We start from the raw sequence: 25,477 nt of genomic DNA on the forward strand, positions 1-25,477 counted from the left end.
CTGACGTCGAGCAGGCGCCCGACTAGAAACGGTCGAGCCGCGCGGACGACGCCGCCGGCGCCTACAGTTGCACTGCTGCCGTCTAACTCGCTGCTGCTCCCGCCGAGCGCGGCCTTGCCAACTTCAGCGCCCGTTCCGCGGCGGCCGGCGACACACTGATACGGCACACGCCGGCCTCGGACAACGCCCTGCCGACTGCTATGATGTTCCAACGCGTTCGCGGGTGAACGCCGTTCGTTATACATCCACTGGCAGATTCCCCATCGCGGAGGCACAATTCGACTCGTGGCACGCCCAGCCCTCGATATCTCGCAGATGACCCCGGACGAGCGCCTCGATCTGATCGGGGAACTCTGGGACAGCCTCACCCCTGCAGACGTGCCACTCTCCGCTGAGCAGCGCGCCGAGCTGACTCGCCGGCTGGATCGTTTGGATGCCGAAGGATCGCGCGGCAGCCCCTGGTCTGACGTTGTCGCTCGGATTCGCGCTCCCCGCTGATGCCCCGCGTCGTCCTGGAGCCCGAAGCCGAGCGCGACATCACCGACGCGTACGACTGGTATGAGGAACAACGCTCGGGCCTAGGCGAGCGCTTCCTGGCCTCGGTAGCGGAATCGCTCGAGCAGATCGCGCGCGCGCCCAAGGCGAATCCGATCGTCGAACGCAGCGTGCGCCGCAAGCTTCTCCGCACGTTCCCATACAGCGTTCTCTACCGCGATTCCGACGACACGCTGTTTGTCGTGGCGTGCTTCCACGGCAAGCGCGACCCCGCTGTCCGGCGACGACGGCTGTGATGCATAACTCACGTTCCACCCGCCGAACGCCGGCCTTGCCGACTTCACCGTCCGTTCCGCTTCCGCGGGCGACCAAACTGATGCGGCACTCGCCCGCGTCTGTGGCGCCACGCGGACTGACGACTTGACGCTCGGCGTTCGCGGGTGAACGTGTGTCTCGTCATGCGGACGTGAGGAAGTTGTCGCAGTGGCTTGAACTCCACGACTCCGACCTCGTTGCGATCACCAACGTCGGGAACGACCTCGTCGTCGAACTGCGAGGTTACATTCATGCTTGGGAGCGTCGCGACGATCGCTGGGCCGGCACCGGCTCGATGCAATCCGTCTCCATTCGCGTCTTGGCCGGAAAGACTTCTTGGGTCGCCCCATTCAAAGCCGTCGCGCTGTCGGGTGGAACCCTGGACGTAGGCAAGGTCTTCGAGAATCTGATTCCGATCCCCCTGGTTGCGAATCACTCAACACGTCTTCGTCTCTCACTTCCTGCCGGCGAGACGGTGGAGGTTGCCGGCGACGGCGTGCATGTCGCCGCGCACGGCGAGGCGGTCTTCGTCGAACACCTTCCCGACCATCTCCGCCCCGACGCCTGAGCCGCATACCTCGCGTTCGACCCGCCGAACGCCGGCCATGCCGAGTTTCACCGTCCGTTCCGCGCCGGCGGGCGACCACTCTGTCTTCGGCACTCGCCCGCCGCTGCAGCGCCTCGCGCTCTGCTAAGATCACCTCCGGCGTTCGCGGGTGAACGCCGTTCCGTTATCCGGCCGAGGACAGCGCCTTCGCCAACTTGGGCGTCACCTTGATGTCGGCGAAGAAGCCCACCGGGTAGAGGTAGTCTTCGCCGGATTCGTCCACCACTCGGACCAACCCGAGCCGCTCTGCGCCCTGGTCCGCGATCGCCGTGTAGATCTTGCGCCGTTCGAGCGAGGCGGCGTACCCCTCATTCTCCACGCACACGACATGTTTGGTTCGCGGCCGAGCCATCGGCGCCTTACGAGATGAGGCGCTTGATTTTGAGCTCTTTGCGCCCGACGCCGTGCGCCTCGTACCAGTGGAGCTCCGCCGTGCAGGTCGTGCCATCGTCGAAACGGATCTTAGCGATCCCCTTGCGCTTGCGCCAGCGTCCCGGACCGTAGAGCCGACGAAGCCTGGCCAGTTCGCGAATCCCACGCCCCTGCGCGATGGTCTCCACTTCGAGAACTGCGCCAACAACGACGAACCGCACCGCAGGGGAGACTACCCGAATCGCCTCGGCCACTGCCGCATAACTGGACGTTGCACCCGCCGCACGCCGGTCTGGCCTTGCCCAAGCGTCCGTTCCACCTCCGCGGGCGAACATTCTGATGCGGCACTCGCCCGCGCTGCACCGCCCGGCGGTCTGATATGTTTGGCCTGCGGCGCTCGCGGGTGAACGCCACTCCGTTATTCGGCTGCGACGAAGCGCCGAGTGCTTTCAGCTCGAGCCTCGATACCCGACTTGCCGACCGGCACGACGTGGTACGATTGGCGCGATGTCCCGCATCGACCTCATTCTCGCGGAAGCGCTCGAGCTTCCCGACGACGAGCGCGCTCAGCTCGCCCTCCGGCTGGCCGAGAGCTTGACCCCGACACCAGCGCCGTCTGCGCACGACGCTTGGGTTGGAGAAATTGCGCGACGGGTCGAGCGCCTTCGTGACGGAACCGCGAAGACCGTTTCCGCACAGGACGCGCTCTCGATGGCTCGAGCCGCAGTGGCTGCTCGCCGTGCCTGAAGTCCTCGACGCGGCCTCGCGTGAGCTCGCCGCGAACGCTGTCTGGTACGAGGAAAGGCGGTCCGGCTACGGCTCCCGCTTCATCGACGAAGCCGAAGACATCTTCCGGCTGCTCGACGAGTCTCCTCTGCTCGGCCCGCCCTGGGTCCTGGAGGGTGTCCCGCCCGGCGTTCGGCATGTCGTTCTGCGCACGTTCCCCGTCTCGGTCATTTACGTCACCGATCCGCGCGTCGTGGTCGTCGCATTCTTGGGCAGCCAGGAGCCGCTCCATTGGATCGATCGACTCGACGAAGTCAGGTGACCAGGCACCGCATAACTGGACGTTGCACCCGCCGAACGCCGGCCCTGCCGCCATCACCGTCCGTTCCGCGCCCGCGGGCGACACACTGATGCGGCACGCGCCCGCGTGCGTTCACGCCCCGCGCTCTGTTACGATGTTCCTCGGCGTTCGCGGGTGAACGTCATCCCGTTATGCAGCTGCGAGCAGATGTCGTCATGACCTCTCCGCTCGGCGCGTCCCCAGGGGATATCGTGACTCCGCCTCGAACACCGCTCGTATTTTTGGCCGACTTGTTTCCTCCTTGGCGGCCAAACGGACACCGATCGACGGCTTCGACGCGATGATCGCTGCGCACGCGATCGCTCAGCAGGTCGTTCTCGTGACGAACGATGCCAAGCACTTCGCTCGCGTGCCCGGACTTCGTTGCGAGAACTGGGTCTGATGTCGCGCGCAGCCGCTGCATAGCTGGACGTTCCACCCGCCGAACGCCGGCCTTGCCGACTTCAGCGTCCGTTCCGCTTCCGCGGGCGAACGTTCCGATGCGGCACTCGCCCGCGTCCACTCCCGCTTGTCGCTCTTCTGGCCCTGGCTTCGCTCGCTCTCTTGAATCATTACCAGATCGTCAGCGTGCTCAGAACCCGACGAAGTCTGGCCAGTTCGCGAATCCCACGGCCTTGCGCGATAGTCTCCACTTCGAGCATTGCACTCGCCCGCGTGAGCAGTGTCTCGCGCTCTGATATGTGTTGCGGCGTGTCCTTCCTGATCTTCGCGCAAGCTCCCGAGCCGCGGGTGGACCCGGCGGCCCTGGTCCGGAACGCGACCCGGCACTTTCGTGCCGACGTCGAGATTCTGGAGGAGGGCGCGGGTACGCTGCGCTTGAAGCTGGGTGACGCGAGCTTCGCGCTGCACGCGCGCCCGCGAAGCGAGGCCGACCTCCAGCGCGCCCGCCAGGCGGAGACGCGCGGACGCGCCGCCGGCATGGCGGACCTGGCCGCGCGCTGCCCCACGGTGTGGGAGGTCGAACCAGAGCCGGGGACGGCGGAGGGCGCGCTCCACCGGCTCTGCGCCGTCCTCGCCATCACCGCCCTCGGACCGGTGCTCCCCCCGGACGACTCCACGCTGTATGGCGTGCGCGGCGCGCTGGAGCGCGCTCAGAAGGCGTAGGACAACGTGGCGCCCCCGCTCGCGCCGCCGCTGGTCGCCAGGCGTGCCTGGTAGCCGCCGCGGAGCGCGGTGGAGAAGCCTCCACCCACGTCGATCGCCACCTCGCCGAGCAGACGCACGCCGTACTCCTCGGCGCTCGGCATGTTGGTGACCTCGATCACGGGGCCTAGGATCACTCGGTCCGTCGCCGTCACGTCCATGCGTGCATAGAAGCGGTTGCCGAAGCTCTGGATCGACTCGAAGCCGAAGGTCAGCTTGTTGCCGTAGGGATCGCCGAGCAAGAGAGCGCTGCCGCCGCCCAGGGAGAATCCCGTCTCGGTGATGCTGCTCAGGAGCTCACCCTCCAGGTGGATCTGGTCGTGCAAGCGGAAGCGCACGGTGGGCGCGCCGTAGTTGAGGCCGACGTCGAAGCGCTCGGACTCGTCCTGCCCCGGCACCAGGTCGCGCACCGGGACGGGCGCCGTGCCGCGCACAAGACCGAGCCGGATGCTGAACTCGGTGACGACTCGGAGCGGCCGGTAGGTGTAGCTGCCTTCGATGCGGAAGTACCGATCGCGCACGCTCTCGACGCCCGGCACGTTCTGGACCTTGCTGCGTCCGAAGTCCACGTACTCGCCGGTGGCGCTGAACACCGAGCGCCGGCCGCCCAGCCGCTGGTCCAGCGCGCGCTCGCGGATGTCCATCAGGTCCTCGGGCACCTGCACGGTGAAGAGCTCCGAGCGCGACGCGAACGCCGCGACGCGTGTGCCCGAGGTGAGCTCGAGCTCGATGGCGTACGACAAGCTCGGCCAGGTCACGTCGTCGGCCGGCACCTCGGCACGGTAGGGTCCGTCGGAGGCGCGCATCAGCTCGACCTCGCGCAAGGTCTGGTTGTCGGCGGTGCGGTAGACCAGGAGCGCGCGCTTGACCAGGTGAGGGTGCTCGATGTCCGCACGCACGGCGAGGGTCTCGTGGGCGGTCGCCACCGAGGGAGGCGAGTGGTGCAGTTTGGGCGTCGCCGGAGCGCTTGGCGCCGCGGCCGTCTCCGCCGGGGCGGGGCCGGCGGGCTTCGCGGCTTCCGCGGGCTCCGCCGCCTCTTCCGCGCGCGCCGCCAAGGGGATGGTCGAGAGGGCGAGGACGAGCCACGCCGCGTGATGGATCCGCGTCACCATGTGTACGTCACCGCCCCGCCGAACCCCGGTCCAGCGTGATTGATGTTGCGGCCCTGGTAGGAACCTCTTCCGGCGACCACCAGGCCGGGCATGAGTCGGTACCCGACCTGCACGATGGCCCGCGCTCCGACCTCACCTTGCTCCAGCGAGACGCCGGGCGCGTCGGGATCGTCGGGTCGCACCGAGCCCGGGCTCGCGGCCACTCCCGCGGGCTGGTTCGTGACCTCGGTGCGGAACAGCATCGGGACCTTCTCGATGCCGTTGAACTCGAGCTGGGTGATGCCGCGCAGACCGACGCCGCCCAGCACCTCGCCGCCGATCTGGAGGTTGGTCTTCTTGTCGTTGCCGATGCGGACCAGCGCCTGCGCGCCGCCCGTGATGCCGTCGTCACGCAGGCCGACCACACCGCGGGCGATGAGCCCAGTGAACGAGGTGATGCCCCACTCGGCTTCCAGGTAGCCGTAAGTGAGCCCCACGCGGCGCGCGGAGAGCTTCTTTTCGTCCAGATCTTCCAGCGAGCCGCCGACGCCGCGGAAGACGCCGAAGCCGGTGCGAATGGCCCGGAGGCCTTCGTCGCGGAAGCGCATGCCGACGAAGCCTTCGGTCTGCCAGACTCGGTCGTTGCCCTTCATGCGGTTGTAGTCGGCGTAGTCGGTCCAAATGCTGGCGGTGGCCTCGGCGCTCACCGGCGGCGTTGGCGAGGGGATCGGGTGAACCTCGATCTCGTTCGGGCTCTCCGTCGACCCGACCACCGCGTGCGACTTGCCGTCGGCGGTGGTGGCCTCGATGAAATACTCCACGCTCGGCGCGCGCATGCGGGTGGCGGGCAGCGTCACCGCGAAGTACCCGGGGCCCGCTGGGCGCATCGGCGCAGGCTGGTAGGCGACCTCCCCGGCGCGGCGCGCGTAGAGCACGGCGCCGCGCGCCGGGCCCTCGAGCTCCAGACCTACCGTCAGTGGAATGCCGTGCAGCGCCTCGTCGGGGGCCTTGAAGCTGAGCAGGCGCGGCAGCGTGTCTGCTTTCTTGCTGGCGTCTTGGGCGAGCAGGCGACGAAGCTGCGCCGCCTCTTCCCACAGCACCACCGCGTAGCGGCCTTCGGGGTTCTCGCGGACGTAGTCCTCGTAGGCGATGATGCGCTTCGTCACGTCGGCGCCCTTGAGCCGGTCGAACATCGCGCTCACGAGCTCCGTGTCCGGATCCGCCGCGGCGGCGGGCTCCGCGCCTGGCGCCGCGACCGGCGGCAGCGCGCCGACCCCCGGCTCCGTGGCCTCTGGCTTTGCGGGCGGCTTGGGCTTTTCGGGCTGCTTCTTGGCGATGGGCGGCGGCGCCTTCGGCTCGTCGAGCCGCGCCTTCCGCAGCACGACGATGTCGCCGGGCTCGATCGATCGGGACGGTTTGCCCTCGGCGCGAGCGATGGAGAGCCGGTCGCGCACCTGCACGAGCCGGAGCGAGCCGAAGCGGAAGCGATCGCTGACGATCTTCCCCGTCACCGGGTGCTTCAGCTTCAGCGGGCGCCAGATCTCGACGATGTCGCCGCTCGACGCGCCCCGCTTGCCGGCGAGATCGACGATGACTTCGTCCTTCTCCAACGCCACGACCACACCCTCGGTCGCCTCGCCGTCCGGATCGGACGCTTGAGCGACCACCGGCGCCGGCGACCCGAACAGGCACAGCGCCAGGAGCGCCGCGCCGCCGAGTCTCCGGCGATCGCGTGAGTCAGCCCGTTTCACGCTGGCGATGAAGAGCAACCACCGTGCCGCGCGGGCGTGAGCAAGATTTGGCTTTGATTCGCGCGGGGTGTGGTGGTTTGACCACTATCGCTGTCGAGGATTACTCACAGGTGCGCCGGGAGCGCCGCACACGCGAGTGCGCGCCGCGAACGAGCCGTATGAGTACTTCTTTCAGGCCGCGCGCTCGGCAGCCATCTCGGCTTCGGCCTGCTGAAGCGCCTCGAAGGGATCCTGCCAGTTCTCGTACTCGAGGATGCCGAGCTTGGCGAAGCGCTCGCGCTGCCGGTCCGAGAGCAGCCCCGCCTTCTTCACGGCCGGCACGATCTTGGAGAACAGGATCTTGCGGAACTCCTGCTGGCCGGCGTTGTTCAGCGTGATCTCCATGCACTCCTTCACGGGCAGCCCGGTCTTCTCCCAGACCTCCTGGAACAGGAAACGGTCGCGCATCAGGACCGCGGCTTCGTACACGAAGTCCTCGCGCTCGCGCACCTCCGACTCCTTCTGGTCGCGGTAGAAGTCGCGCAGCGAGAGCACGCCGTAGGCCACGTGGCGCGCTTCGTCCTGGATCACGTAGGTGGTCAGGCTCTGCAAGAGGGGTTCTTCGATGTAGGCGCGCGTCACGCCGAAGGCCGCCAGCGCCAGCCCTTCCACCATGATCTGCATGCCCAGAAGCTTCATGTCCCAGCGCGAGTCCTTCAGGATGCGATCGAGCAGCGCGCGCAGGTGCGGGCTGATGGGGTAGGTGTTGCCGACCTTCTCGTGCAGGTAGCGGTCGAAGACCTCGACGTGGCGCGCCTCGTCCATCACCTGCGTCGAGGCGTAGAGCTTCGACTCGATGTCGGGCACGGCGCTCACCAGCTGGGCTGCCACCAGCATCGCGCCCTGCTCACCGTGCAGGAACTGGGACTGGGTCCAGGCGGGCATCTCGCGCCGGAGCTCGAGGTGCTTCTTCTCGTCCAGCTTGGCGTAGATGTCCGAGCCGTAGAGCGGGTGCATGAACTCGGGGATCTGCGCCTTCTCGATGTCCACGTCGATGGACCAGTCGAGGCGCGTCTCGCCGTCCCACTGCGCCTGCTTGCTCTTCCGATACAGGTCGCGCAGATCCTCGCGCGTCTTCTCGTAGCCCCAGTTGAAGCTGATATCGAGCTGGGCCTCGATGCGCTCGACGTTGACCGGGTTCTTGGCTGTCTCCATCGGGACCTCTCCGTGTCGAAAGTGAAACCAGTTTCATGTTTGATCTGTTCCCCGTCAAGGCAAATATGAACCCGGCTTCACTTTTTGGTGGTCCGGTGTAGGCTAGGGGTCTTGGCCGAGCCCCGCCCCGCCCGCCCCCGGGACACCCGAGAGTTTGCCCAGAAACGGGCCCGGGACACCCACCAGCGCCTGCTCGAGGCGGCGGCAGAGGTGTTCGCCGAGCGGGGCTACGACGAGACCCAGACCCCGGACATCGCCGAGCGCGCGGGCGTGTCCGTCGGCACCTTCTACCGCTATTTCGCCGACAAGCGGCAGGCGTTCGTCGAGCTGGTCGAGCGGCACCTCGAGCACTCGTACCAGAGCGTGATGCGCCGCCTGACGCCGGACTCCTTCGCCTCGACGCGCACGCGGCGCGAGCGGCGAGCCGCGGTGGACCAGGTGATCGACATCCTGTTCCAGAGCACCTCGGAGAATCCGCGCCTGACCCGCGTGTTCATGGCGGTGGCGATGCGCGACGAAGGCCTGGCCAAGCTGCGCGACGACTACGAGGAGCGCGGCATCATGGCCATCGCGATGTTGATCCGCCAGAGCGTCTCGGAAGCGCGCATCCCCGACGCCGACGCCGCGGCGCGGGTGATCTCCGTCGCCGCGCAGGACGTGGCGCTGGTCACCGCGGGCCTGCGCGGTCCGCCGCCGTCGCCGCGGGCAGCCAAGGCGATCCGCGACGCGCTCGCCGACATGCTGTACCGCTACGCGTTCGGCGAGGGCTAGGCGATCGCGACGCGCACGCGCCGCCGGCCCCAGGGGTCGTTCGGCGCCTCGGCCTCGAAGTGCCCGGCAACGGTCGCTCCGCACTTGGCGCAGCGGTTGCCCGCCAGGTGATAGCTGCCGATCTCGTACCAGTCGCGCTCGATCAGGAGCGTCTTGCAGCTCGGGCAGTAGGTGGAGCCCCCGCTCGGGTCGTGGATGTTGCCGGAGTAGACGTAGCGAATGCCGTGGGCGAGCGCTTGCTTGCGGGCGCGCTGGCAGGTCGCGGGCGGTGTCTGCGGGACGTCCAGCATCTTGAAGTCCGGGTGGAAGGCGCTGAAGTGAAGGGGGACGTCGGGACCGAGCTCCTTCGCGAACCAGGCGCACAGCCGGTCGATCTCCTCGACGGAGTCGTTGTGACCCGGGATGAGCAGGGTCGTCACCTCGACCCACACGTTCGTCTCGCGTCTCAGCCAGACCAGCGTCTCGAGCACGGGCGCGAGCTCGGCGGAGCAGAGCTTCCGGTAGAAGTCGGGCTCGAAGGCCTTGAGATCGACGTTCGCCGCGTCGATGTGCTCGAAGAAGTCGCCGCGCGCTTCGGGGGTGATGTACCCGGCGGTGACAGCCACCGTCTTGATGCCACGCGCGTGGCACTCCTTGGCAGCGTCGATGGCGTACTCCGCGAAGATGACGGGGTCGTTGTAGGTGAAGGCGACGCTCTTGCAGCCCTGCCGCTCGGCCGCCTCGGCGATCTGCGCCGGCGTCGCGCGGTCAGACAGGCGCTCGATCTCCTTGGCCTTCGAGATGTCCCAGTTCTGGCAGAACTTGCAGCCCAGGTTGCAGCCGGCGGTGCCGAAGGAGAGCACGCTCGAGCCGGGGTAGAAGTGATTCAGCGGCTTCTTCTCGATGGGATCGATGCAGAAGCCCGTCGCCCGGCCGTAGCTGGTGAGGTAGATGGCGTCCCCCACGCGCTCGCGGATGAAACAAAAGGCCCGCTGGCCCTCGTGGAGCCGGCAGTAGCGCGGGCACAGGTCGCACTGAATGCGCCCGTCCGGGAGCGGGTGCTGCCAGCGGCCGCGCTCGTAGCTCGCGTCCAGCTTGGTCATGAGATCTCGAAGATAAGACCAGACGCTCGGCTGGCCAGCCCGGAGCTCAGTCTTCTTCGGCCACGGCGCGGAAGATGTTCTTGGCCATCAGGCTCGACTCGGCCTCGGAACGCGCCGCGTAAATCCGAGCGCGAACCGCGCCGAGCTCCGTGTCTCGTGGCGCCGCAGCACGGGCGAGCTCGATCAGGTGCGACGCGAGCGCGAGCTCTCCGGCGTCCGCCAGCGCGCTCGCCCGCGAAATCAATGCGCCGGCGCCGCCGCTGAGCGCGACGATCTCCCGGGCGACCGCCGCCTCCGGCGCGGGCTTCAGGTTGGCGGGGTTGCCGTCCCACCAGCCGCCGTAGAGCCGCCACAGATTGCGCACGATGAACTCCGGCTCGTCGTAGACGGGTCTGAGATAGGGGCGCTCGAGGAGGCGCGCCGGCGCCTTCACCTCGGCCAGGATCGTGTCCAGGCGCTGCCCGGCGTTCATGCGCTCGAGCGTGGCTTCGACCAGGAATTCCAGGAGCTCCGCGCTCTCCGTCAGCGCCTGCTGGACCCGATCTCGACCCTCGATGGGCAGGCCGTGGCCGGGCAACAGCAGCTCCGGACCGAGCTCCGCCATGCGCCTGAGCGCCGCCGCCCACTCGCGCGGGAAGCGCTGCACCTTCTGCGGGTTGCCGCAGTTCGGCGACGCCCAGATGAACAGGTCGCCGGTACACAGCGCACGGCGCTCCGGCAGCCAGGCGAAGGTGTGGTCGTCGGTCTCGCCGCGAGCGTGGAAGAGCTCGACGCGCTCGCCACCCAGGTGCAGCTCGAGCCGGTCCCGGTAGCAGAGGTCCGGATAGCGGTACTCCGTCGGCCACGCGGCGATGCCGAACTGCCGGCCGTTGATCACGCGGTTGTAGCCGGCGGTGAGCTGGTAGCGATCGAAGCGCTCCTTCACCGCCTCGTGGGCGATGACCTCGATCTTGCCGTTGCCCTCCGCCTCGAAGGGCCCGAGGCCGAAGGCGTGATCGACGTGGCCGTGGGTGTAGACGGCGGTCTTCAGCGGCTCGCCGCACCACTCGCGCAGGTTGGCGTGGTTCTGCCCGGCCATGAAGAACGAGCCGGTGTCGATCAACGCCAGCCCGTCGCTCGTGCGGAGCGCGATCACGTTGCCGAAGCTCGACAGAAAAGCCAGGCCCGGCTGCAGCTCCTCCAGGCCCAGCATCAGCGAAATCGGCTGCAATTCTCTGGTGGCGGCGGCTCCCGACCAGAGCGCCTCGGCGGTCTCGCGGATCTTCCCCATCTCCGTTCTCCCTTCAGCTGGGCATCAGGCGCCCGAGCTCGATGCCCACGCCGCCGAGCGCCTTGCGCTGCACCACGCACAGCTCCGCCACGCCGATCAGCGCGAGATCGACCATGGCGTCCAGATCGGAGCGAGGCACCGGCTCACCCTCGGCGGTGCCCTGGATCTCGACCATGCCACCCTTGGCCGTGGCCACGACGTTGAGATCCACGCGCGCCGTGCTGTCCTCCGCGTAGCAGAGGTCGAGGGCGTATTCGCCGTCCACGTGCCCCACGCTCACCGCGGCGACCTGATCGCGCAGCACCTTCCTGTCGAGCCGCAGCTTGTCGACGGCCATGGCCAGCGCGATGAAGCCGCCGGTGATGGCCGCGGTGCGCGTGCCGCCGTCGGCCTCGAGCACGTCGGCGTCGATGACGATGCTGCGCTCGCCGAGCTTGTCGAGGTCCACCGCGGCGCGCAGCGCGCGCCCGATCAAGCGCTGGATCTCGCGCGAGCGGCCGGACAGCGGTTTGTCGCGCCCGTCGCGGTTCTCGCGGCGCTTGGGGTTCGCGCGCGGGTGCATCTGGTACTCCGCGGTGATCCATCCCTTGCCCCGGCCCTTCATGAAGTCCGGGACGCCGTCGTCGATGGACGCGGTGACCAGGAGCTGGGTCCCGCCGGCGCGGTACAGCACCGAGCCCTCTGCGAAGCGGTGAAAGCCCGGCTTCACCTCCACCGGACGGATCGAGTTGAGCGGCAAGCCTTGGCGTTTGTCGGCCATCGGGGGAGAGAGCTACCACGAAACGGCCTTGCTCCGCAGAGCGGCGAGCACAATCCTTCGACCTCTGCCATGCGCACGCTCAAGGTCTCCGAGATTTTCGAGAGCATCCAAGGCGAGGGTGCGAGCGCCGGTCAGCCGGCGGTGTTCCTGCGCCTGGCGACCTGCAACCTGCACTGCTCTTGGTGCGACACCAAGTACACCTGGGACTTCAACAACCACCGCTACGAAGACGAGGTCCACACGCGCAGCGTGGAGTCGGTGCGAAGCGAGCTCGAAGCCTCGTGCGCGCGCCGGCTGGTCGTGACCGGCGGCGAACCGCTGCTCCAGCAGGCGAGCCTCGCCGTGCTCCTGGCAGCGCTGGACCGGAGCTTCTGCATCGAGGTCGAGACCAACGGCACGCTCGCTCCGGTACCCGAGCTCGCGCGGCGGGTCGATCAGTGGAACGTCTCCCCAAAGCTCTCCAAGAGCGGCAATCGCGAGGGACTGCGCCTGAGACCGCAGGTGCTCGGAGTATTCCTCGCCACCGAGCGCGCCTGGTTGAAGCTGGTGGTCGCCGACGAGGCCGACGTGGAGGAGGCGGAGCGCCTGATCGCCGAGCTCGGCTGGCCACGCGTGCGCGCGCTGCTCATGCCCGAGGCGCGCACGCGCGAAGAGCTGGCGGCGCGCACGCCGTTCGTCGCGGCGGCGAGCCTGTCGCGCGGGCTCGGACTGTCACCCCGCCTGCACATCGAGCGCTGGGGCGGCCGGCGCGGGGTGTGAGTGGGCGCGCCCGAGCACCCTCGCGTGGTATTGGTATCTGCATGCGGCAGGCGGTGTTCGCTGCAGCGGCGGTCCTGTGCGGCACTGCGCTCGCCTGCTCCGAGTCGTCCTCCGAAACATCGGGAACCGGCGGCAGCCCGGCTTCCGGTGGAGCGGCCGGCGCGGCGGGGAGCGCGAACCAGAGCCCGGTCATCCTGAGCATCCTGGTCAGCGGCGAGCTCGATGGTGACGCTGCGAGCGTGGAGCTCACCGTCGACGTGACCGATCCCGACGGACTGGCCGACATCGCAGGCGGCAAGCTGTACTCGAAGGACAAGTCGAAGTTCCTCGGCGCGTTCACCCAACTCAGTGCAGGAACGTTCACCGCGGACGTGACCTGGAAGGTGCTGAACGACCTGGAGACCATCGTCTTCAAGGCCGGCGCCAGCGCGACGCGAACCGTGTTGGTCGAGTTCTCGGACTCAGCGTCGAACGCCGTGAGCCAAGAGCAGCAGCTCGAAGTGAGCTGTGCCGCGTGTGGCGCGGGCTGCACGGCCTGTGGGAAGTGCACCTCGGGCGCGTGTACGATGTGCGAGCCGACGCTGACCTGGTCGACTTGCGACCTCTACTGCCAGAGCCACGGCTTCAAGTGCTACTGCGCGTATCAGAAGTGCGGCGATGCGGCTTGCGCGGTGAACGGCTGCGCGGATCCGTGTGGGGCCGCGGGATGCGCGTGCGACTGTGGCTGAGCGCGACCATCATCGGGGTGCCGGCGCGAGCGGCGTCACGCTCAGCACCGGCGCCGCGCGTCCCGCCTTGACCCAGCCGATGGGTGTGAGCACGGCGCCGCCGACGAAGCCGAAGAAGCTCACGGCGAAGAGCGCCGCTTCGCCGTTGTCGTTCTCTCGCTCTCCGTCGATGTGGATCCCCGTAGCCACCATGCCCACGGTGCCGAGCACCAGAAGGCCGATGCCGATCCCGCCCATCAGCTGGCCCATCGCGCGGTCATCGTAGGTCCGCGGCTCGATGCTGACGTCACTGGGCGCGTCCACCTTGAAGCGCCGCTTCCCTCCGATGATGCTCTTCGTCTCGTCGATCTTCAGAAAGTAGTCGCCCGCGAACAAAGGCAACACGCACTCGCCCTGACAGGCCACGAACGGCGGCGAGTCCTTCTCGTGCGCCAGCGTGAACGAGACGTTCGGGTCGCTCGCGTGCAGCACCACCGGGAACGAGCCTGGAGGCGGGCCCCACGCGACCTGGGCGCTCGCCGTCCCCGAGAGCAGGAGGGCGGCCGTCGCCACGAGCAGCGCGCGACCGGCCATCAGTCAGCGCCCGCGTCCAGGCCGCCGCCCGTCCCGCCACCGGTCGTGCCACCGCCACCGGTCGTGCCCCCGCCACCGGTCGTGCCACCGCCACCGGTCGTGCCACCTCCGCCGGTCGTGCCACCTCCGCCGGTCGTGCCACCTCCGCCCGTCGTGCCACCTCCGCCGGTCGTGCCACCTCCGCCCGTCGTGCCACCTCCGCCCGTCGTGCCCCCGCCGCCCGTCGTGCCCCCGCCGCCCGTCGTGCCCCCGCCGCCGCCGGGCGCGCCGCCGGTTCCACCGCCGCCGCCGGTTCCACCCGAGCTGGGACAGGGCTTCGAGTCGTCGACGGTCGCCCCCGCGGGCTTCAAATACACCGACAAGAGGCTGTCGTTGTTGGTGGTGGCTCCGAACGTCGCCGTTGGCCCGTCGGAGTAGGTGTCGTCCGAAAAGCGCAGCGCCGCCGGAGCGGTCTCGAAGGCGTATTTCGACGAGCCGTTCGGCCCGCTGTGCATCCCGAGCCAGTACTCGCCCGCCTGGAGGGTCAACGGCTGGTCGAACGCCATCGACACCCAGCCCTTCACGAACGAGGTGCCAATCGACGCTTCGGTCGTGACCCCGACCAGCGCATCCGGCTGCCCATTTCCGCCCACCGAGTAGACGATGCCGCGAACTTGCTGCGAGCCGCTGCCAGGGGGCTCCAGGTACAGCATCACCGCGTCGTAGGTCTCCGGCGAGAACAACGCGAATCGGCTGACGCGCTTGCGATTGGCCACCATACCGGTCGAGCGCTGCGAGCCGATGCAAGGCCGGCCGAGCGCGACCGGTGTCGGCGGCGCGTCAGCAGACTGATCGACCGCTGCGTCCGAGCCACCGCTTCCCCCGCCCCCGCCGCTTCCGCCGCTTCCACCGCTTCCACCGCCGCCGGTAGACGCGAGCTTCACGCAGAGCCCAGTCGCGTCGTCGCACGTCCAGCCGTCGGCGCAGGGGCACTTCTTGCCTTCGAGGTCGATCTCCTCGACAGTGCAGCTGGTCCACTGGAGCCACGACGCCGCGATCCCCAGGGCGACGTAGCGGGTCCGCTTCATGCTGCGTCAAAGCTTAGCCGAAGCGCGGCGTGCGGAACACTTCAAGGCCTGGGCGCGACCACGACCCGGAGCAAGTGCGGCGCGGCGCTACCGCGGCCGCAGTGCGCTCGGACCTCCCCGTGCGCGGCCGTCTGGTACTCGACCGACGCCCCGTCGCACTCCACCGCCTCGGGCGCGCCGAGCAGCGGCGCCACGGCGATGCGGTGCGGCGCCTTCACCCGCGGATTACCGTCGAATTCGAGCTCGAACACCCCGGTCGCGCGTGCGAACGACACCCGCGTGGGCCAGCCCGCCACGGCCACCGGTCGCACCCGGGCGAGCGCGGTTCGGAGCGCCGCGCGCTCGCTGAACACCTGCGTCGTCGGGTCGAAGTCGAAGCAGCCCCAGTTGCCCTGGGAGCGCTCCTTCCACACCCAGAAGAACGTGGACGCGCCGTACTCCTCCGCGAGCTCGCTCTGCCAGGTCACGTATTCGTTCGCCTTGATGGCCTTCGGGTCGAAGCCCCACTCCGTGATGACCAGCGGAGCCTGCCAGGCGTCCGCCTCGACGCGCGCGTTCGCGTGGGAGGTGCGCAACGTCTCCTTCGTCATCGCCTGCTTCTGCGCGTCGGTGCTGACGAACGCGAGCGTGTAGACGTGTGGCGCGTAGCCCGTCATCGGCCCGAGCGGCGCCTCCGGTACGGGCGCGACGTCGAGCACGTTGCGCGTGACCGGCGGCTCGAACAGGTAGAGCTTCTCGGGCGCCGCCGCGCGCAGCGCCGGGTAGGCGACGTCGTTCAGGCGGGTGACTCCTGCCATGGTGGCCTGCGGCTCGTTGAAGATCTCGAGGCCAATCACCGCCGGATGCTCGGCGAAACGCTGCATCACGTGCGCGGCCATGGCGCTGAAGCGCTCGCGCAGCCAGCTGCCGTCGGTGCTGTCGCCGAAGAACGTCTCGAAGGCGTCCAGCACCTGCTTGCTCAGCCGGCGCGCCTCCAGATCGACGAGCGGGCCTTCCAGGAGCTCCGTCGGCGGCGGGAGGATGGCCCAGAGCGGCGCTCCGTCTTCGCCGATTTCCTTGCTGTAGGCGTCCTGGTGCAGATCCAGGAGCACGCTCAAGCCGGCGGCGTGCGCCAGATCTAGCGCTTGCTCGACGCGGTCCAGGTACGCCTCGTCGAAGCCGCCGTCCTTCGTCGGCTCGATGCCGCTCCAGTTGATGGGCAAGCGCAGGGCGTCGAAGCCGAAGTCGCGCATCGCCGTGGCGTCGCCGGCGGTGAACGCGGGGATCTCCTCCAGCGCCGTGCGCCCGTCGTCGAAGGTGACGTCGAAGATCCCCTCGACCCGCGCGTTCACGCCGCGCAGAAAGACCACGCGGCCTTCTGCATCCACGAGCTGCCCGCAGTGCACGCCGAGCGGGCTCCCCGCCTGGGCGGGTTCGCTGCACGGGGCGTTGGCGCTCGGCGGCGCGGCGGGGTCGTCACCTCCGCAGCCGAAGGCGAAGAGCGCGAGGGCGAGGGACGCGCGGCGCATCGCCCCGATTGTAGGTCATCGGGGGCGGTGCGACTTCGCCAATTGCGCGCCGGGCTCCCGGCGGAATTGCGCTACACTGCGCGGGGTGACCACCGCCCGCCGGCTTCATTACGACTACGCGGAGTACCTCGCGTCGCTCGAGACGAGCCTGCTGAAGCTGGAGTACTGCCGCGGCGTGATCTACGCGATGGCCGGTGGCACGCCTGCCCACGCCCAGCTCGCTGCGGCAACCATCGTGGCGTTGGCCGGAGCTCTTCCGGCGGGTTGTCGCGTGGCGACCTCGGACCTGAAGGTCAGAGTCGCTCGAGAGCTACCGGCAGCTCGAATCGCTACGGGCCGTGCTGATCGTGTCGCACCGCGAGTGGCGCATCACGGTCGTGGAACGGATCGAAGGTGGGCGTTGGACCGAGCGCGAGCTACGGGACGGCGAAATGGTGACGCTCGACGCGTTCGACGCTGCCTTTCCCGTGAGCGCCGTCTACGACGGCGTCGCGCTCGACCCGGCTTGACACGCTCGAGTTGACAACGGTCAAGCACTGCTTCGCACCAGCTTGACAACCGGGGGGGGGGGGAGACTCGCTCGCATGGGAGTGGGACGATTCTTCATACCAGTTGCGTTAGGCGCGAGCGCTGTCTGCTCGAGCGATCTCGCTGTGGCCAACTCCGGCGTCGCTGCAATTAGCGCGAACGACTACTCGTACGTAGTCGGGGATCACAGCTTCGACACTACATGTAACGCGGAGGCGACGGGCTTCTACAACACGCTGACCAACGGACCGTACTTCTCGCCAGCCGTCCGCTTGTACGACATCACGGCAACTGATCGGTCGATGTGTGATCCGAACGCACCTGGAGGAAGCGCAAACGACTACGACACCTCGGCGTTCGACCAGTCGAACCTTGCCGCTTCTTTCGTGTGTCTTCCCACTGTGGTCGAAGAAGCGCTGGGGATCGGCGCCGACATCGCATCAGGCGCTTTCTCGCAGAAGACAGGGGTCCAGGATGCGGGAACGGTCATAGTGCACCACACTATCGGCATGGGCGCGAAGCTGACCTTCATTGCATGTTTCCAGGTTCACCCGAGTTCGCTAGGCGCCAATCGGTGTTACGGGGCGTCCGGAAGTGTCGTGGATTTGGACGCGGCGCTGGGAGGGCCCTGATGCGCTGCCGTGAAGTCCTTTGTCTTGGCATGGCGTACGCACTCGCGGCCTGCGGCTCTGAGTCGGACCCGACCGAGAAGACCGACTCGGCGGTGAATGCGGTGCCGGTCGAATGCCCCGCGGCACCTCAGAGCGCGCCTCCCAGCGGAGCGTGCATCGGGTCGGGGTCGTGCCTGGTCAGCGTGTACCTGAACTGTCCGGATGGCGGCGCGGGCATGCAGAAGCTCTTCGACTGCGAGTGTACCGGCACGTGGTCATGCCAGCAGACCGGCCAGACGCTCGGATTCTGTGGGGCTCCGCCGCAGGACGCCGGAACGCCGGACTAGTCAGCTCGCTCCTCCCAGAACTTCGCCATCGCCGGCCACAGGCTCTGCGCGGCCTTCTTCGACACCACCGCGCCCACGTGGCCGCCGGGCAGGTGGATGCGGTGCTTGTCGGTCGCGGAGATGCGCTCGAGCAGCACCGCGGCGCTCTGGGGCAGGACGATGTTGTCGTGCTCGAAGGTGACGGCCAGGGTCGGGCAGGTGATGGCCTCGAGCCGCGCGGGCTTGCCCGAGAGCGTGAAGGTCCCCGCGAGCAGCGCGTCCTTCCGGTACAGCTCCTCCACGTAGCGCTCGTAGCAGGCGCCCGGGAACGACACGTTGTCGTTGCCCCAGGTCTCCAGCGCCAGGAAGCCGTTCATGAACTCGTCGTCCCAGAGCTTGTCGGCGGCGTGTACGGCCTTGGAGAGATTGAGGGTGGGCCGGAGCATGTGGAAGGCGGACTGCATCAGCTGCCAGGGCACGTTGCCGGTGCCTGCCACCACGGCCTTCACGTCGAAGCTCGCCGAGCGCGTCCAGGTGCTGAGCAGCCCACCGTCGTGAAAGCCGATGGGCGCCGCCAGGGCCGTGAGCGAGGCGAAGCGTTCGGGGTAGACCGTGGCGTGGATGGCTGCGAGCGTGCCGCCCAGGCAGTACCCGAGCACGTGAGAGCGCGGCGCCCCGGCGATTTCCGCTGATTTCTTCAGCGCGCGACCCAGGTAGCGATCGCACACGTCGTCGAAGCTGACGTAGCGATCCTCGTCCCCCGGTGTGCCCCAGTCCAGGCAGAACACGTCGTGACCACGCGCCACGAAGTACTCGACGAAGCTCTTGCCGGGCAGCAGATCGAGCACGTAGTGCCGGTTGATCAGCGAAGGCACCAGCACGAGCGGCGTCGCGAACGCGCGGCCCTCCGCCCGCGGCCGGTAGCGCAAGAGGCGCCACTTGTTCTCCGTGAACACGACGTCCGCCGGGGTCTGCCCCACGGCGGGCGCCTTCCGCCCCAGGAGTGAGCCGAGCGCCTGGAACATCAGCCGTACAGTGCCTCGAAGTCGCGCTGAAAGGCCTGGTAGATCTGCTTGCGCCGGGGCTTCAGGGTCGAGGTCAAGAGGCCTCCGGCCACCGTCAGCGGCGTGTCCATCACGCGGAAGCGTTTGATCTGCTCGAAGCTCGCCAGGTGCTGGTTCACGCGCTCGACGCTCGCGGCGACGAGCTCCGCAATGGCCGCGCTGCGGCCCTCCGGCTTCACGCCCAGCGCCGCGAGCTTCGCGTCCGTGGCCTCCGGGTTCAGCCAGATCCCCGCGACCAGGAACTTCTTGCCGTCTCCGTAGACGATGGCGTTGGCGACCACCGGGTCGTCGGCGAAGCGAAGCTCGATGTTCGCCGGCGGGACGTTCTTGCCGCCCGCGGTGACCAGGATCTCCTTCTTGCGATCGACGATCTGCAGGAAGCCGTCGTCGGTGAAGCGGCCCACGTCCCCGGTCTTGAACCAGCCGTCGTCGGTGAAAGCCTCGCGGCTCGCAGCGGGGTCCTTGTGGTAGCCCGCGAAGATGTTGGGGCCGCGGGCCAGGATCTCGCCGTCCTCCGCCAAGCGCAGCTCGACCGACGGCAGCGGCTTGCCCACGGAATCGAAGCGGAAGGCGTCGGGTCGGTTCAAGGTGAGCGTGGGCGAGCACTCGGTGAGCCCGTAGCCCTCGATGATGAGCAGACCGCACTCGTAGAAGAGTTGCTTGATCTCGCGCTTCAGGCCCGCGCCGCCGGACAGGCAGAAGCGCAGCCGGCCGCCGGTCAGCGCCGCCAGCTTCTCGCGACGCGCATCGGGATCGCTCTCGGTCATCGCGCCGGTGGCGAGCTTCTCCCAGTAGGCGGGCACGCTCATGAACACGCTGGGCTTCACCTCGGGCAGGTGCCCGAGCACCTTCAGCGGATCGGACAGATAGGTGGTGAAACCCAGGGTATTGCCCAGGCACGCCTCGCCCAGGCCGAAGATGTGGCTCATCGGCAACCACAACAGGTCCACCGCGTTGTCCTCCAGCAGCGGCGCGTTGCACTCCAGCCAGTCCAGGCCGTTCAGCGCGACGTTCCGGTGGGTCAGCGGCACGCCCTTGGGGTTGCCGGTGGTGCCGCTGGTGTAGAGCATCAGCGCCGGCCGATCGAGCTCCACCGCCTGCATGCGCGTTTCGAACGCCTGCGGCGCCTCCAGATCGTGGGCCGCGCCCAGCGCGAGCGCGCGGCTCCAGGTCACGAGCTTGGATTCGAGCTCGGCCGCGGCGGGCGCGGGTTTGCCCTGCGCGCGGAGCTCCGCCAGCACCTTGCCGGCGTCGATGCCGTCGTCGAGCAAGACCACACGCTCCAGGTGAGCGAGCTCGCTCCAGCGCTCGAGCACCCGCGCGAGCAGCGCCGGCGTGTCCACGAAGAGCACCTTCGCGTCGCTGTGGTCCACGATGTACGCGGCCTGCTCCGCGGTGCAGGCCGGATAGACCGGGACCATGACGCCGCCCGCGGCCTGGATCGCCAGCGCCGCCTCGATCCACTCCACGCGATTCGGCGCGAAGATCGCCGCGCGATCGCCGGGCTCGAGCCCCGTGGCCGCCAGGTAGCAGGCGAGCTTCCGGATGGCGTCGGCGTACGCGCCCCAGGTCACCGCCGCCCAGTCGCCCTCGGGCGTCGGCAGCATGAAGCGCGGGCGCGAGCGCCGCTCTTCCAGGGCGTCGAACACGGCGCGGGGGGCGATCTTCAGCTCGCGATACGGCGTGATGTCGAACATGGTTGGCTCACTTCTCCGCGCCGGCCAGGCGCTCTTCCAGATCCAGCAGCTTGCTCTCCAGCTGGTTCAGCTTGTGCAGGGTGCGCTCCTGGTCCCGCTTCGTGGGCAGCCCGAGCCCGCCCCACCAGTTTGCGGCCAGCTCGTCGCTCTTGGCCTTGGCCTTCATCATGGCGCTCAGCCATGCCCCCGCCGGCTCGAGCATCAGCGGGCTCTTCAGCACCTGCTCCATGTACTGTGCGGTGGCGTTTTCCCAGGCGTTGAAGAACTTCTTGTATTGATCCCAGGCGTTCATTTTCGCTGTCTCCTGCGGCTAAAAGCCGATTCTTCTGAGCTCTTTGGCCACGCTGAAATCCGCCTCGGGCTCGTCGGCGAGGCTGGTGGCGCGCACCACCTCGGCGAAGCACTCGAAGAAGAACGAGACCTGCCGGCGCGAGGTGCTCGCGCCCACGGCCGGCGCGACCGTCACCTTGGTCCGCACGCGATGCGCTTGCGTGAAGGCCAGGGCCGAGAGCACCACCTCGCCCACGCCGTTCGCCGAGACCTCGTAGGTGTCTTTGCCGGCGTAGGGCAAGCCGCGCAGCGTGCCGTTCTTGATGCTGCCGGCGGACACGTAGCTGCTTCCCGGCTCGATGGGGAAGCGCAACAGCTCGACCGGCGCGTCGTAGATCAGGAGCGTCTTGCCCTCCGGGGGTGCTTCGTCCCGCGAGGCCACGCCCAGCAGCCAGAGCGCCTTGTCGTCGTGCCGCAGCACGTTCTCGACGCTGCCGGCGGCGTCGAACGGGGTGACGAAGGCGTCCGGCGCGAAGGAGCTCTGGTACCACTTGCCGGAGATGCCCGTGGGCGCCACCTTCGCCAGCTGGTCGTCCGCGAAATCGGTGGCAAAATCCCAGCGAAACCGGCCGCCACCCAGGTCCACGCCGACCAGGTCCACGCTGCGCTCCACGTCCGCCGGCGACACCAGGTACGACACCTGCGCGCCGATCGCCGGCTGCGCTTCGTTCGCGTCGATGCGCCCGTCCAGGTTCGGCACGCAGGACAGCGGCGTGGGCTCGGCACCCTGGTACTCCGAGTAGCTCGGCGGCTGGGTCTTGTTGTCGCTGCACGCCGTGGCGAGGAGCGCGAGCAGAGCGAGTGAGAGAAGACGCGCCATGGATACCTCAGAAGGTGAACGCGGCGCTCAGCCGCCAGAGCTGGGCGGGCTTGGCTTTCAGCCCCAGACCCGGGTTGTCGAGCCCCGCCAGCGGGATCAGCGTGGCCTGCTCCAGCGCGAGCACGAAGCCGTCGCGGCTCTCGTAGCTCAGGGTGGGATCCACCTCCACGCCCAGCGGCCGGCGTCCGCCGGGCGCCGACTCCGGGTTGACCGCCCACGACCAGACCGCCGCGGCGGAGGCGCGCAGGCGCCCGCTCGCGAAGCGGAACAGGTCGCCCGCGACGTGCGGCCGGAGGTACACCGCGTCGGTCACGGTGCCGATGATCTCGCGAAAAAGGATGCGATCCACGCGGAAGTCCGGGTGGAATCGGAAATTGTTCACGCTCGAATCGGAGGGCGGGCGGGCCTGCGGTCCGTCCAGATCGCCGGGCACCGGCGCCGGGCGGTTCACCCCGGGAAAGGCCCCGAAGCCCGGCGCGGAATCACCGCTGGCGTAGCCGGCGTCGAAGCCCAGCCGGTAGCTGTCGTCCGCGTCTCCGGCCTCACTCTCGAACGCGGCACCGAGCTGCTTGCTGGTGGCCGGATCGCGCAGCAGCACGCCGGGCACCAGCGACGGCTGCTCGACGCGCGCCGTCAGGTACGCGACCTCCGCCTCGACGCGATAGCCGCGACCGCTCAGACGCGTCCACAGATCCGCCGCGGTCGCGGTGTAGCCCCGCGACATCACCTGACGGTTGTCGACGGTCACGGGCTGCGCGACCGGCAGGTAGGTCGCCGGCACGTCGTCCTTCTGCCAGCGGTGCGAGGCGTAGGCGCCGTACTCCAGCGTGTGCTTGCCCGCCTTCGCGCGCCGCGCCCGCGCCGCGTCGGTGCGCGAGGAGAGCGCCGCGAAGGTCAGCGTGTGCACCGCGGCGCTCGGCGCGAAGTCGATGGAGCGGCGTCCGCCGCGGTCCGGCACGAACGGTCCGGTCGCCGAGAAATCGTAGGCAACGGCCCAATAATGGCCGAGAATTGGGGTCACGAAGGCGATGCGATCGGCGGCGTCGCCGCTGTCGCAGTCCAGGCAATCGCCGGAGTTGGTGAGGATGCCGAGGCCCCAGTGGCTGCCCATGCGACCGATGGCCAGCGCCCCGACGGGCGTGAGCGCCTCGCCCCAGACGCGCTTCACCGTGATGGTCTCACCTTCCGTGCGCTGGCTGCCGCTGGCGGCGGGAATGCCCTCCGGCGCGCTCCCGAGCGCGACGTTGTCCAGGGCGTCGAGCCGCGCCTTCACCGCCATCATGCCGCCGGGCGCGTAGATGGCCAGATCCGTGCGCAGGCGCATGTCGGCGCGAGTCAACGTCTGCCCGCTGCGGCTGCCGAGCGGCACCGGGTACAGGAGCTGGCCCGAGGGCGTCGGGCCGCGATCGAGGTCCAGGTTGTAAAGCGCATCGCCGCGCACGCGGAAGTAGCCGTCCAGGCGCACGTCCTCGGCGGGCTTCGCGCCGAGGTCCCGCGCGTGGTCGGCGAAGCCGGTCGCTCCGGCGGGAGCGCTGGCGAGCACGAGCGCGAGCGCGAGGCGCTTCACGTTGCCTCCGGCTCGGGGGCGGGTGCGGGCTGTGGCGCGGGGGCGGGGGCGGGGGCGGGGGCGGGGGCGGGGGCGGGCTTGGGCGCGGGCGGATCCCGCAGGAATTCAGCCAGATCCCGCGAGGACTCCCGGGCGGCTTCGAGCATGGGGAAGTGCCCGCAGCGGCCGTAGACGCGGAGCTTCGCGTCGGGCAGCTCGCGCAGGAGGCGCTCGCCGATCTCGATTGGCGTCACGCGGTCCTCGCGTCCCCAGAGCAGGAGCACCGGCTGCTTGATTTCGCGATAGCGCGCCTCGACCTCCGCGAAGCGCTGGCCCCGCGTCGCCGCCAGCGCCGCCGCCGTGGTTCCAGGCCGCTCGAGCGCGCGCTCCACGTCCTCGACCAGGCGCTCGCTCACGTTGCGCTCGTCGAAGAACGCCTGCGAGATCTTCTCGTCGGAGCGCTCGGCGTAGAAGGCGCCAAACAGCGCCTCGCCGACGCCGCCGGCGCGCGCCCAGTGGAAGGTCGTGGGCAGCTGCTCCTCGTAGACCCAGGCGTCGTAGAGCGCGAGGCGCTCGACCCGCTCGGGGCGGAGCAGCGCCATCTGGAGCGCGACCGAGGCGCCCCAGGAGTGCGCCACGAGCGCCGCCCGCTTCACGCCCCGGGCGTCGAGCAGCGCGAACACCAGCTCGGCCTGGGCCCGCGGCGAATAGTCGCCCGGCGGCCGATCCGTCCAGCCGAAGCCCTTCAGATCCAGGGAAATCACCCGGTGATCGGCCAAGAGCGCGGGCCGCACCGTCTCCCAGGTCTCGAGCGACGAGGCGAAGCCGTGCAGCAGCACCACCGCCGAGCCCTGGCCTTCGTCCTGGTAGCGCACGCGGGCGCCGGCCACGTTCGCGTAGCTCGCCTTGGGCTCGCCGGGCATGGGCCCGGAGTGGAACGCGGGCGCGCACGCGAGCGGCAAGAGTGCCACGGCGAGCGCCCACGGCTTCACGGCGCGAGCCTCCGGAGCTCGGCCGCCTCGCTCACCTCGGTGGTGCTGACGTTGTCCTTGGCGACCAGGCTGGCGACGGTGCCGAAGCACTCCGAGCCGAACAGGAACGAGCGCACCACGGTGGTCACCAGGCCGACCTTGCGCGTCAGCACCACGCGCGTGCGCAGCACCGGGAACTCGCCGAACGGCGCCTTCAGGGTGCCGTGGGCGTCCACGCTGCTCGCGTACTCCTCGGTGTAATTGGCCAGGACACCCTGGGCGAAGCCGCTCACGGTGCTGGCGGTGGACCAGGTCTTGCCCTCTTTCAGCGGGAAATCCAGCACCACGACCGGCGGCGCGTAGCTGAGCTCGGTCTTGGTCAGGCCGTCGCTGGGCGACACCACGCCGCGCAGCAAGAGCGAGGTCGCCGCGATCTCGAACACGCCGAGCAGATCGCTCGACTCCGCGAGCCGGGCCGCGTAGCTCGCGCCAGGGAACTTCGCCGCGAACCACTTGCCGTCGAGCTTCTGCGTCTCGACCAGCACCAGGTGGTCGCCGGAGAGTGCGCCGCTGAAGTCCCAGCTGCGGCTGCCGTCGCCCTGCGCCACGCCGGCGCTCGCCACCGGCGCCGGGCCGGAGACCAGGAACTTCGCGTTCAAGCCGGCCGCCAGCGGGGTCTCGCTCTTGTCGAGCACGCCGTCGTGGTTGGGCGCGCAGAAGCCGCCGCCGGAGCCGCCGCTCGGGCTGCCCGCGCTGCCGCCGCTGCCGGCAACGCCGCCCGTCCCGGCCGCGCCGCCACTGGGCGCGCCCGCCGCTCCCGCAGCGCCGCCGGCCGCCGGCACGCAGCGGCCGGCGTTGCAGGCGCCGGAGACGCAATCCGAGCCTCGCTCGCACTCGTCCGCGTTCTCGGACGCGGCGTTGCAGCCGAAGATCCCCAGCAGGAGCAGCAGCGGCAGCTTCTTGTTGCACTGCACCATGATCGACCTGCGCATGGATAGCTCCGGCTCCATG

At 69.1% G+C, this 25,477-nt stretch carries 31 protein-coding genes; 13 read left to right on the forward strand and 18 right to left on the reverse strand.

The features are described from left to right. Positions 1-285 precede the first annotated feature (285 nt). The 3 genes from HS104_03330 (at position 286) to HS104_03340 (ending at position 1,378) form a co-directional block, all read left to right on the forward strand. On the forward strand, positions 286-498 hold the full coding sequence (locus tag HS104_03330) for an addiction module protein (GenBank protein MBE7479011.1): 213 nt from the start codon (positions 286-288) through the stop codon (positions 496-498). Then, positions 498-791, forward strand: coding sequence for a type II toxin-antitoxin system RelE/ParE family toxin (locus HS104_03335; GenBank protein MBE7479012.1), 294 nt, complete (start codon positions 498-500; stop codon positions 789-791). Before HS104_03330 ends, HS104_03335 begins: the two co-directional genes overlap by 1 nt. Positions 792-970: 179 nt before the next feature. Next, positions 971-1,378: a hypothetical protein gene (locus HS104_03340; protein ID MBE7479013.1), complete on the forward strand. Its 408-nt coding sequence runs from the start codon at positions 971-973 to the stop codon at positions 1,376-1,378. A gap of 163 nt (positions 1,379-1,541) precedes the next feature. Here HS104_03340 and HS104_03345 read toward each other — a convergent pair whose 3' ends face one another. Then, positions 1,542-1,769: a hypothetical protein gene (locus HS104_03345; protein ID MBE7479014.1), complete on the reverse strand. Its 228-nt coding sequence runs from the start codon at positions 1,767-1,769 to the stop codon at positions 1,542-1,544. Between the two features lie 7 nt (positions 1,770-1,776). After that, a complete protein-coding gene (locus HS104_03350; protein ID MBE7479015.1) occupies positions 1,777-2,010 on the reverse strand; it encodes a hypothetical protein in 234 nt (77 codons plus the stop codon). Positions 2,011-2,296: 286 nt separating this feature from the next. Here HS104_03350 and HS104_03355 point away from each other — a divergent pair, with 286 nt between their 5' ends. The 4 genes from HS104_03355 (at position 2,297) to HS104_03370 (ending at position 3,980) form a co-directional block, all read left to right on the forward strand. After that, positions 2,297-2,536, forward strand: a complete 240-nt coding sequence (locus HS104_03355) for an addiction module protein (protein ID MBE7479016.1) — start codon at positions 2,297-2,299, stop codon at positions 2,534-2,536. Beyond that, positions 2,529-2,837, forward strand: a complete 309-nt coding sequence (locus tag HS104_03360) for a hypothetical protein (GenBank protein MBE7479017.1) — start codon at positions 2,529-2,531, stop codon at positions 2,835-2,837. The genes HS104_03355 and HS104_03360 overlap by 8 nt, the downstream gene beginning before the upstream one ends. Positions 2,838-3,117: 280 nt before the next feature. Continuing rightward, positions 3,118-3,258, forward strand: coding sequence for a type II toxin-antitoxin system VapC family toxin (locus HS104_03365; GenBank protein ID MBE7479018.1), 141 nt, complete (start codon positions 3,118-3,120; stop codon positions 3,256-3,258). Positions 3,259-3,566: 308 nt separating this feature from the next. Further along, positions 3,567-3,980 (forward strand): hypothetical protein, encoded by a 414-nt coding sequence (locus tag HS104_03370; GenBank protein ID MBE7479019.1) that lies wholly within the window; start codon positions 3,567-3,569, stop codon positions 3,978-3,980. Here HS104_03370 and HS104_03375 read toward each other — a convergent pair. The 3 genes from HS104_03375 to HS104_03385 all read right to left on the reverse strand — a co-directional run bounded on the left by HS104_03375 (position 3,968) and on the right by HS104_03385 (position 8,055). Then, positions 3,968-5,128: a hypothetical protein gene (locus tag HS104_03375; GenBank protein ID MBE7479020.1), complete on the reverse strand. Its 1,161-nt coding sequence runs from the start codon at positions 5,126-5,128 to the stop codon at positions 3,968-3,970. The two genes, HS104_03370 and HS104_03375, sit on opposite strands and share 13 nt — an antisense overlap. Further along, positions 5,125-6,861, reverse strand: a complete 1,737-nt coding sequence (locus tag HS104_03380; protein MBE7479021.1) for a hypothetical protein — start codon at positions 6,859-6,861, stop codon at positions 5,125-5,127. The genes HS104_03375 and HS104_03380 overlap by 4 nt, the downstream gene beginning before the upstream one ends. 171 nt (positions 6,862-7,032) lie before the next feature. Beyond that, positions 7,033-8,055 (reverse strand): ferritin-like domain-containing protein, encoded by a 1,023-nt coding sequence (locus tag HS104_03385; GenBank protein ID MBE7479022.1) that lies wholly within the window; start codon positions 8,053-8,055, stop codon positions 7,033-7,035. 111 nt (positions 8,056-8,166) lie between these two features. Between HS104_03385 and HS104_03390 the strand changes: the two genes are divergently transcribed. Beyond that, a complete protein-coding gene (locus HS104_03390; protein MBE7479023.1) occupies positions 8,167-8,826 on the forward strand; it encodes a TetR/AcrR family transcriptional regulator in 660 nt (219 codons plus the stop codon). Here the strand turns inward: HS104_03390 and amrS are convergent. The 3 genes from amrS to rph are packed head-to-tail and all read right to left on the reverse strand — an operon-like array spanning position 8,823 to position 11,938. Beyond that, the gene (gene amrS, locus HS104_03395) at positions 8,823-9,908 is read right to left on the reverse strand and encodes an AmmeMemoRadiSam system radical SAM enzyme (GenBank protein MBE7479024.1); all 1,086 of its coding nucleotides are present in this window, start codon (positions 9,906-9,908) and stop codon (positions 8,823-8,825) included. The genes HS104_03390 and amrS overlap by 4 nt on opposite strands. A gap of 46 nt (positions 9,909-9,954) precedes the next feature. After that, positions 9,955-11,178, reverse strand: coding sequence for an MBL fold metallo-hydrolase (locus tag HS104_03400; GenBank protein ID MBE7479025.1), 1,224 nt, complete (start codon positions 11,176-11,178; stop codon positions 9,955-9,957). 13 nt (positions 11,179-11,191) lie between these two features. After that, on the reverse strand, positions 11,192-11,938 hold the full coding sequence (gene rph, locus HS104_03405) for a ribonuclease PH (GenBank protein MBE7479026.1): 747 nt from the start codon (positions 11,936-11,938) through the stop codon (positions 11,192-11,194). A gap of 69 nt (positions 11,939-12,007) precedes the next feature. On the opposite strand from rph, the gene HS104_03410 reads away from it, so the two are divergent. Together HS104_03410 and HS104_03415 are read left to right on the forward strand one after the other, a co-directional pair. Next, positions 12,008-12,697 (forward strand): 7-carboxy-7-deazaguanine synthase QueE, encoded by a 690-nt coding sequence (locus HS104_03410; protein MBE7479027.1) that lies wholly within the window; start codon positions 12,008-12,010, stop codon positions 12,695-12,697. Positions 12,698-12,738: 41 nt separating this feature from the next. Further along, complete coding sequence (locus HS104_03415; protein MBE7479028.1) at positions 12,739-13,425, forward strand: hypothetical protein; 687 nt, start codon at positions 12,739-12,741, stop codon at positions 13,423-13,425. Positions 13,426-13,434: 9 nt separating this feature from the next. Here HS104_03415 and HS104_03420 read toward each other — a convergent pair whose 3' ends face one another. From HS104_03420 to HS104_03430, 3 genes are read right to left on the reverse strand one after another with little or no spacing between them, the layout of a single operon-like run. Then, positions 13,435-13,998: a hypothetical protein gene (locus HS104_03420; GenBank protein ID MBE7479029.1), complete on the reverse strand. Its 564-nt coding sequence runs from the start codon at positions 13,996-13,998 to the stop codon at positions 13,435-13,437. Further along, positions 13,998-15,065 carry a hypothetical protein gene (locus tag HS104_03425; GenBank protein ID MBE7479030.1) on the reverse strand — a complete coding sequence of 356 codons (1,068 nt, stop codon included), beginning with the start codon at positions 15,063-15,065 and terminating at the stop codon, positions 13,998-14,000. The genes HS104_03420 and HS104_03425 overlap by 1 nt, the downstream gene beginning before the upstream one ends. A gap of 41 nt (positions 15,066-15,106) precedes the next feature. Beyond that, positions 15,107-16,573: a cellulase family glycosylhydrolase gene (locus HS104_03430; protein ID MBE7479031.1), complete on the reverse strand. Its 1,467-nt coding sequence runs from the start codon at positions 16,571-16,573 to the stop codon at positions 15,107-15,109. Between the two features lie 85 nt (positions 16,574-16,658). On the opposite strand from HS104_03430, the gene HS104_03435 reads away from it, so the two are divergent. From HS104_03435 to HS104_03445, 3 genes are all read left to right on the forward strand, one after another. Beyond that, on the forward strand, positions 16,659-17,096 hold the full coding sequence (locus HS104_03435) for a Uma2 family endonuclease (GenBank protein ID MBE7479032.1): 438 nt from the start codon (positions 16,659-16,661) through the stop codon (positions 17,094-17,096). Positions 17,097-17,157: 61 nt separating this feature from the next. Then, positions 17,158-17,733 (forward strand): hypothetical protein, encoded by a 576-nt coding sequence (locus HS104_03440; GenBank protein ID MBE7479033.1) that lies wholly within the window; start codon positions 17,158-17,160, stop codon positions 17,731-17,733. A gap of 29 nt (positions 17,734-17,762) precedes the next feature. Continuing rightward, complete coding sequence (locus HS104_03445; protein ID MBE7479034.1) at positions 17,763-18,059, forward strand: hypothetical protein; 297 nt, start codon at positions 17,763-17,765, stop codon at positions 18,057-18,059. On the opposite strand, the gene HS104_03450 is transcribed toward HS104_03445, so the two are convergent. From HS104_03450 to HS104_03480, 7 genes are read right to left on the reverse strand one after another with little or no spacing between them, the layout of a single operon-like run. After that, a complete protein-coding gene (locus tag HS104_03450) occupies positions 18,056-19,063 on the reverse strand; it encodes an alpha/beta fold hydrolase (GenBank protein ID MBE7479035.1) in 1,008 nt (335 codons plus the stop codon). The two genes, HS104_03445 and HS104_03450, sit on opposite strands and share 4 nt — an antisense overlap. After that, the gene (locus tag HS104_03455; GenBank protein MBE7479036.1) at positions 19,063-20,799 is read right to left on the reverse strand and encodes an AMP-binding protein; all 1,737 of its coding nucleotides are present in this window, start codon (positions 20,797-20,799) and stop codon (positions 19,063-19,065) included. Before HS104_03455 ends, HS104_03450 begins: the two co-directional genes overlap by 1 nt. A gap of 7 nt (positions 20,800-20,806) precedes the next feature. Further along, positions 20,807-21,091, reverse strand: coding sequence for a hypothetical protein (locus HS104_03460; GenBank protein MBE7479037.1), 285 nt, complete (start codon positions 21,089-21,091; stop codon positions 20,807-20,809). Between the two features lie 18 nt (positions 21,092-21,109). Continuing rightward, positions 21,110-21,949, reverse strand: coding sequence for a hypothetical protein (locus tag HS104_03465; GenBank protein ID MBE7479038.1), 840 nt, complete (start codon positions 21,947-21,949; stop codon positions 21,110-21,112). Positions 21,950-21,956: 7 nt separating this feature from the next. Next, positions 21,957-23,516 carry a TIGR04551 family protein gene (locus HS104_03470; protein MBE7479039.1) on the reverse strand — a complete coding sequence of 520 codons (1,560 nt, stop codon included), beginning with the start codon at positions 23,514-23,516 and terminating at the stop codon, positions 21,957-21,959. After that, positions 23,513-24,487 (reverse strand): alpha/beta fold hydrolase, encoded by a 975-nt coding sequence (locus HS104_03475; protein MBE7479040.1) that lies wholly within the window; start codon positions 24,485-24,487, stop codon positions 23,513-23,515. The genes HS104_03470 and HS104_03475 overlap by 4 nt, the downstream gene beginning before the upstream one ends. Further along, positions 24,484-25,458 carry a hypothetical protein gene (locus HS104_03480; GenBank protein ID MBE7479041.1) on the reverse strand — a complete coding sequence of 325 codons (975 nt, stop codon included), beginning with the start codon at positions 25,456-25,458 and terminating at the stop codon, positions 24,484-24,486. Before HS104_03480 ends, HS104_03475 begins: the two co-directional genes overlap by 4 nt. Positions 25,459-25,477: the final 19 nt, after the last annotated feature.

It is taken from the genome of Polyangiaceae bacterium (assembly GCA_015075635.1).
In the GTDB taxonomy this organism is placed as follows: Bacteria; Myxococcota_A; Polyangia; order Polyangiales; family Polyangiaceae; genus JADJKB01.

What these genes read in the sequence shown, in the direction of transcription:
- HS104_03335 (MBE7479012.1), top strand. Translation starts at nt 498, where the DNA reads ATGCCCCGCGTCGTCCTGGAGCCCGAAGCCGAGCGCGACATCACCGAC.
- HS104_03345 (MBE7479014.1), bottom strand. Translation starts at nt 1,769, where the DNA reads ATGGCTCGGCCGCGAACCAAACATGTCGTGTGCGTGGAGAATGAGGGG.
- HS104_03355 (MBE7479016.1), top strand. Translation starts at nt 2,297, where the DNA reads ATGTCCCGCATCGACCTCATTCTCGCGGAAGCGCTCGAGCTTCCCGAC.
- HS104_03385 (MBE7479022.1), bottom strand. Translation starts at nt 8,055, where the DNA reads ATGGAGACAGCCAAGAACCCGGTCAACGTCGAGCGCATCGAGGCCCAG.
- amrS (MBE7479024.1), bottom strand. Translation starts at nt 9,908, where the DNA reads ATGACCAAGCTGGACGCGAGCTACGAGCGCGGCCGCTGGCAGCACCCG.
- HS104_03400 (MBE7479025.1), bottom strand. Translation starts at nt 11,178, where the DNA reads ATGGGGAAGATCCGCGAGACCGCCGAGGCGCTCTGGTCGGGAGCCGCC.
- rph (MBE7479026.1), bottom strand. Translation starts at nt 11,938, where the DNA reads ATGGCCGACAAACGCCAAGGCTTGCCGCTCAACTCGATCCGTCCGGTG.
- HS104_03410 (MBE7479027.1), top strand. Translation starts at nt 12,008, where the DNA reads ATGCGCACGCTCAAGGTCTCCGAGATTTTCGAGAGCATCCAAGGCGAG.
- HS104_03415 (MBE7479028.1), top strand. Translation starts at nt 12,739, where the DNA reads ATGCGGCAGGCGGTGTTCGCTGCAGCGGCGGTCCTGTGCGGCACTGCG.
- HS104_03420 (MBE7479029.1), bottom strand. Translation starts at nt 13,998, where the DNA reads ATGGCCGGTCGCGCGCTGCTCGTGGCGACGGCCGCCCTCCTGCTCTCG.
- HS104_03425 (MBE7479030.1), bottom strand. Translation starts at nt 15,065, where the DNA reads ATGAAGCGGACCCGCTACGTCGCCCTGGGGATCGCGGCGTCGTGGCTC.
- HS104_03430 (MBE7479031.1), bottom strand. Translation starts at nt 16,573, where the DNA reads ATGCGCCGCGCGTCCCTCGCCCTCGCGCTCTTCGCCTTCGGCTGCGGA.
- HS104_03440 (MBE7479033.1), top strand. Translation starts at nt 17,158, where the DNA reads ATGGGAGTGGGACGATTCTTCATACCAGTTGCGTTAGGCGCGAGCGCT.
- HS104_03445 (MBE7479034.1), top strand. Translation starts at nt 17,763, where the DNA reads ATGGCGTACGCACTCGCGGCCTGCGGCTCTGAGTCGGACCCGACCGAG.
- HS104_03450 (MBE7479035.1), bottom strand. Translation starts at nt 19,063, where the DNA reads ATGTTCCAGGCGCTCGGCTCACTCCTGGGGCGGAAGGCGCCCGCCGTG.
- HS104_03455 (MBE7479036.1), bottom strand. Translation starts at nt 20,799, where the DNA reads ATGTTCGACATCACGCCGTATCGCGAGCTGAAGATCGCCCCCCGCGCC.
- HS104_03460 (MBE7479037.1), bottom strand. Translation starts at nt 21,091, where the DNA reads ATGAACGCCTGGGATCAATACAAGAAGTTCTTCAACGCCTGGGAAAAC.
- HS104_03465 (MBE7479038.1), bottom strand. Translation starts at nt 21,949, where the DNA reads ATGGCGCGTCTTCTCTCACTCGCTCTGCTCGCGCTCCTCGCCACGGCG.
- HS104_03480 (MBE7479041.1), bottom strand. Translation starts at nt 25,458, where the DNA reads ATGCGCAGGTCGATCATGGTGCAGTGCAACAAGAAGCTGCCGCTGCTG.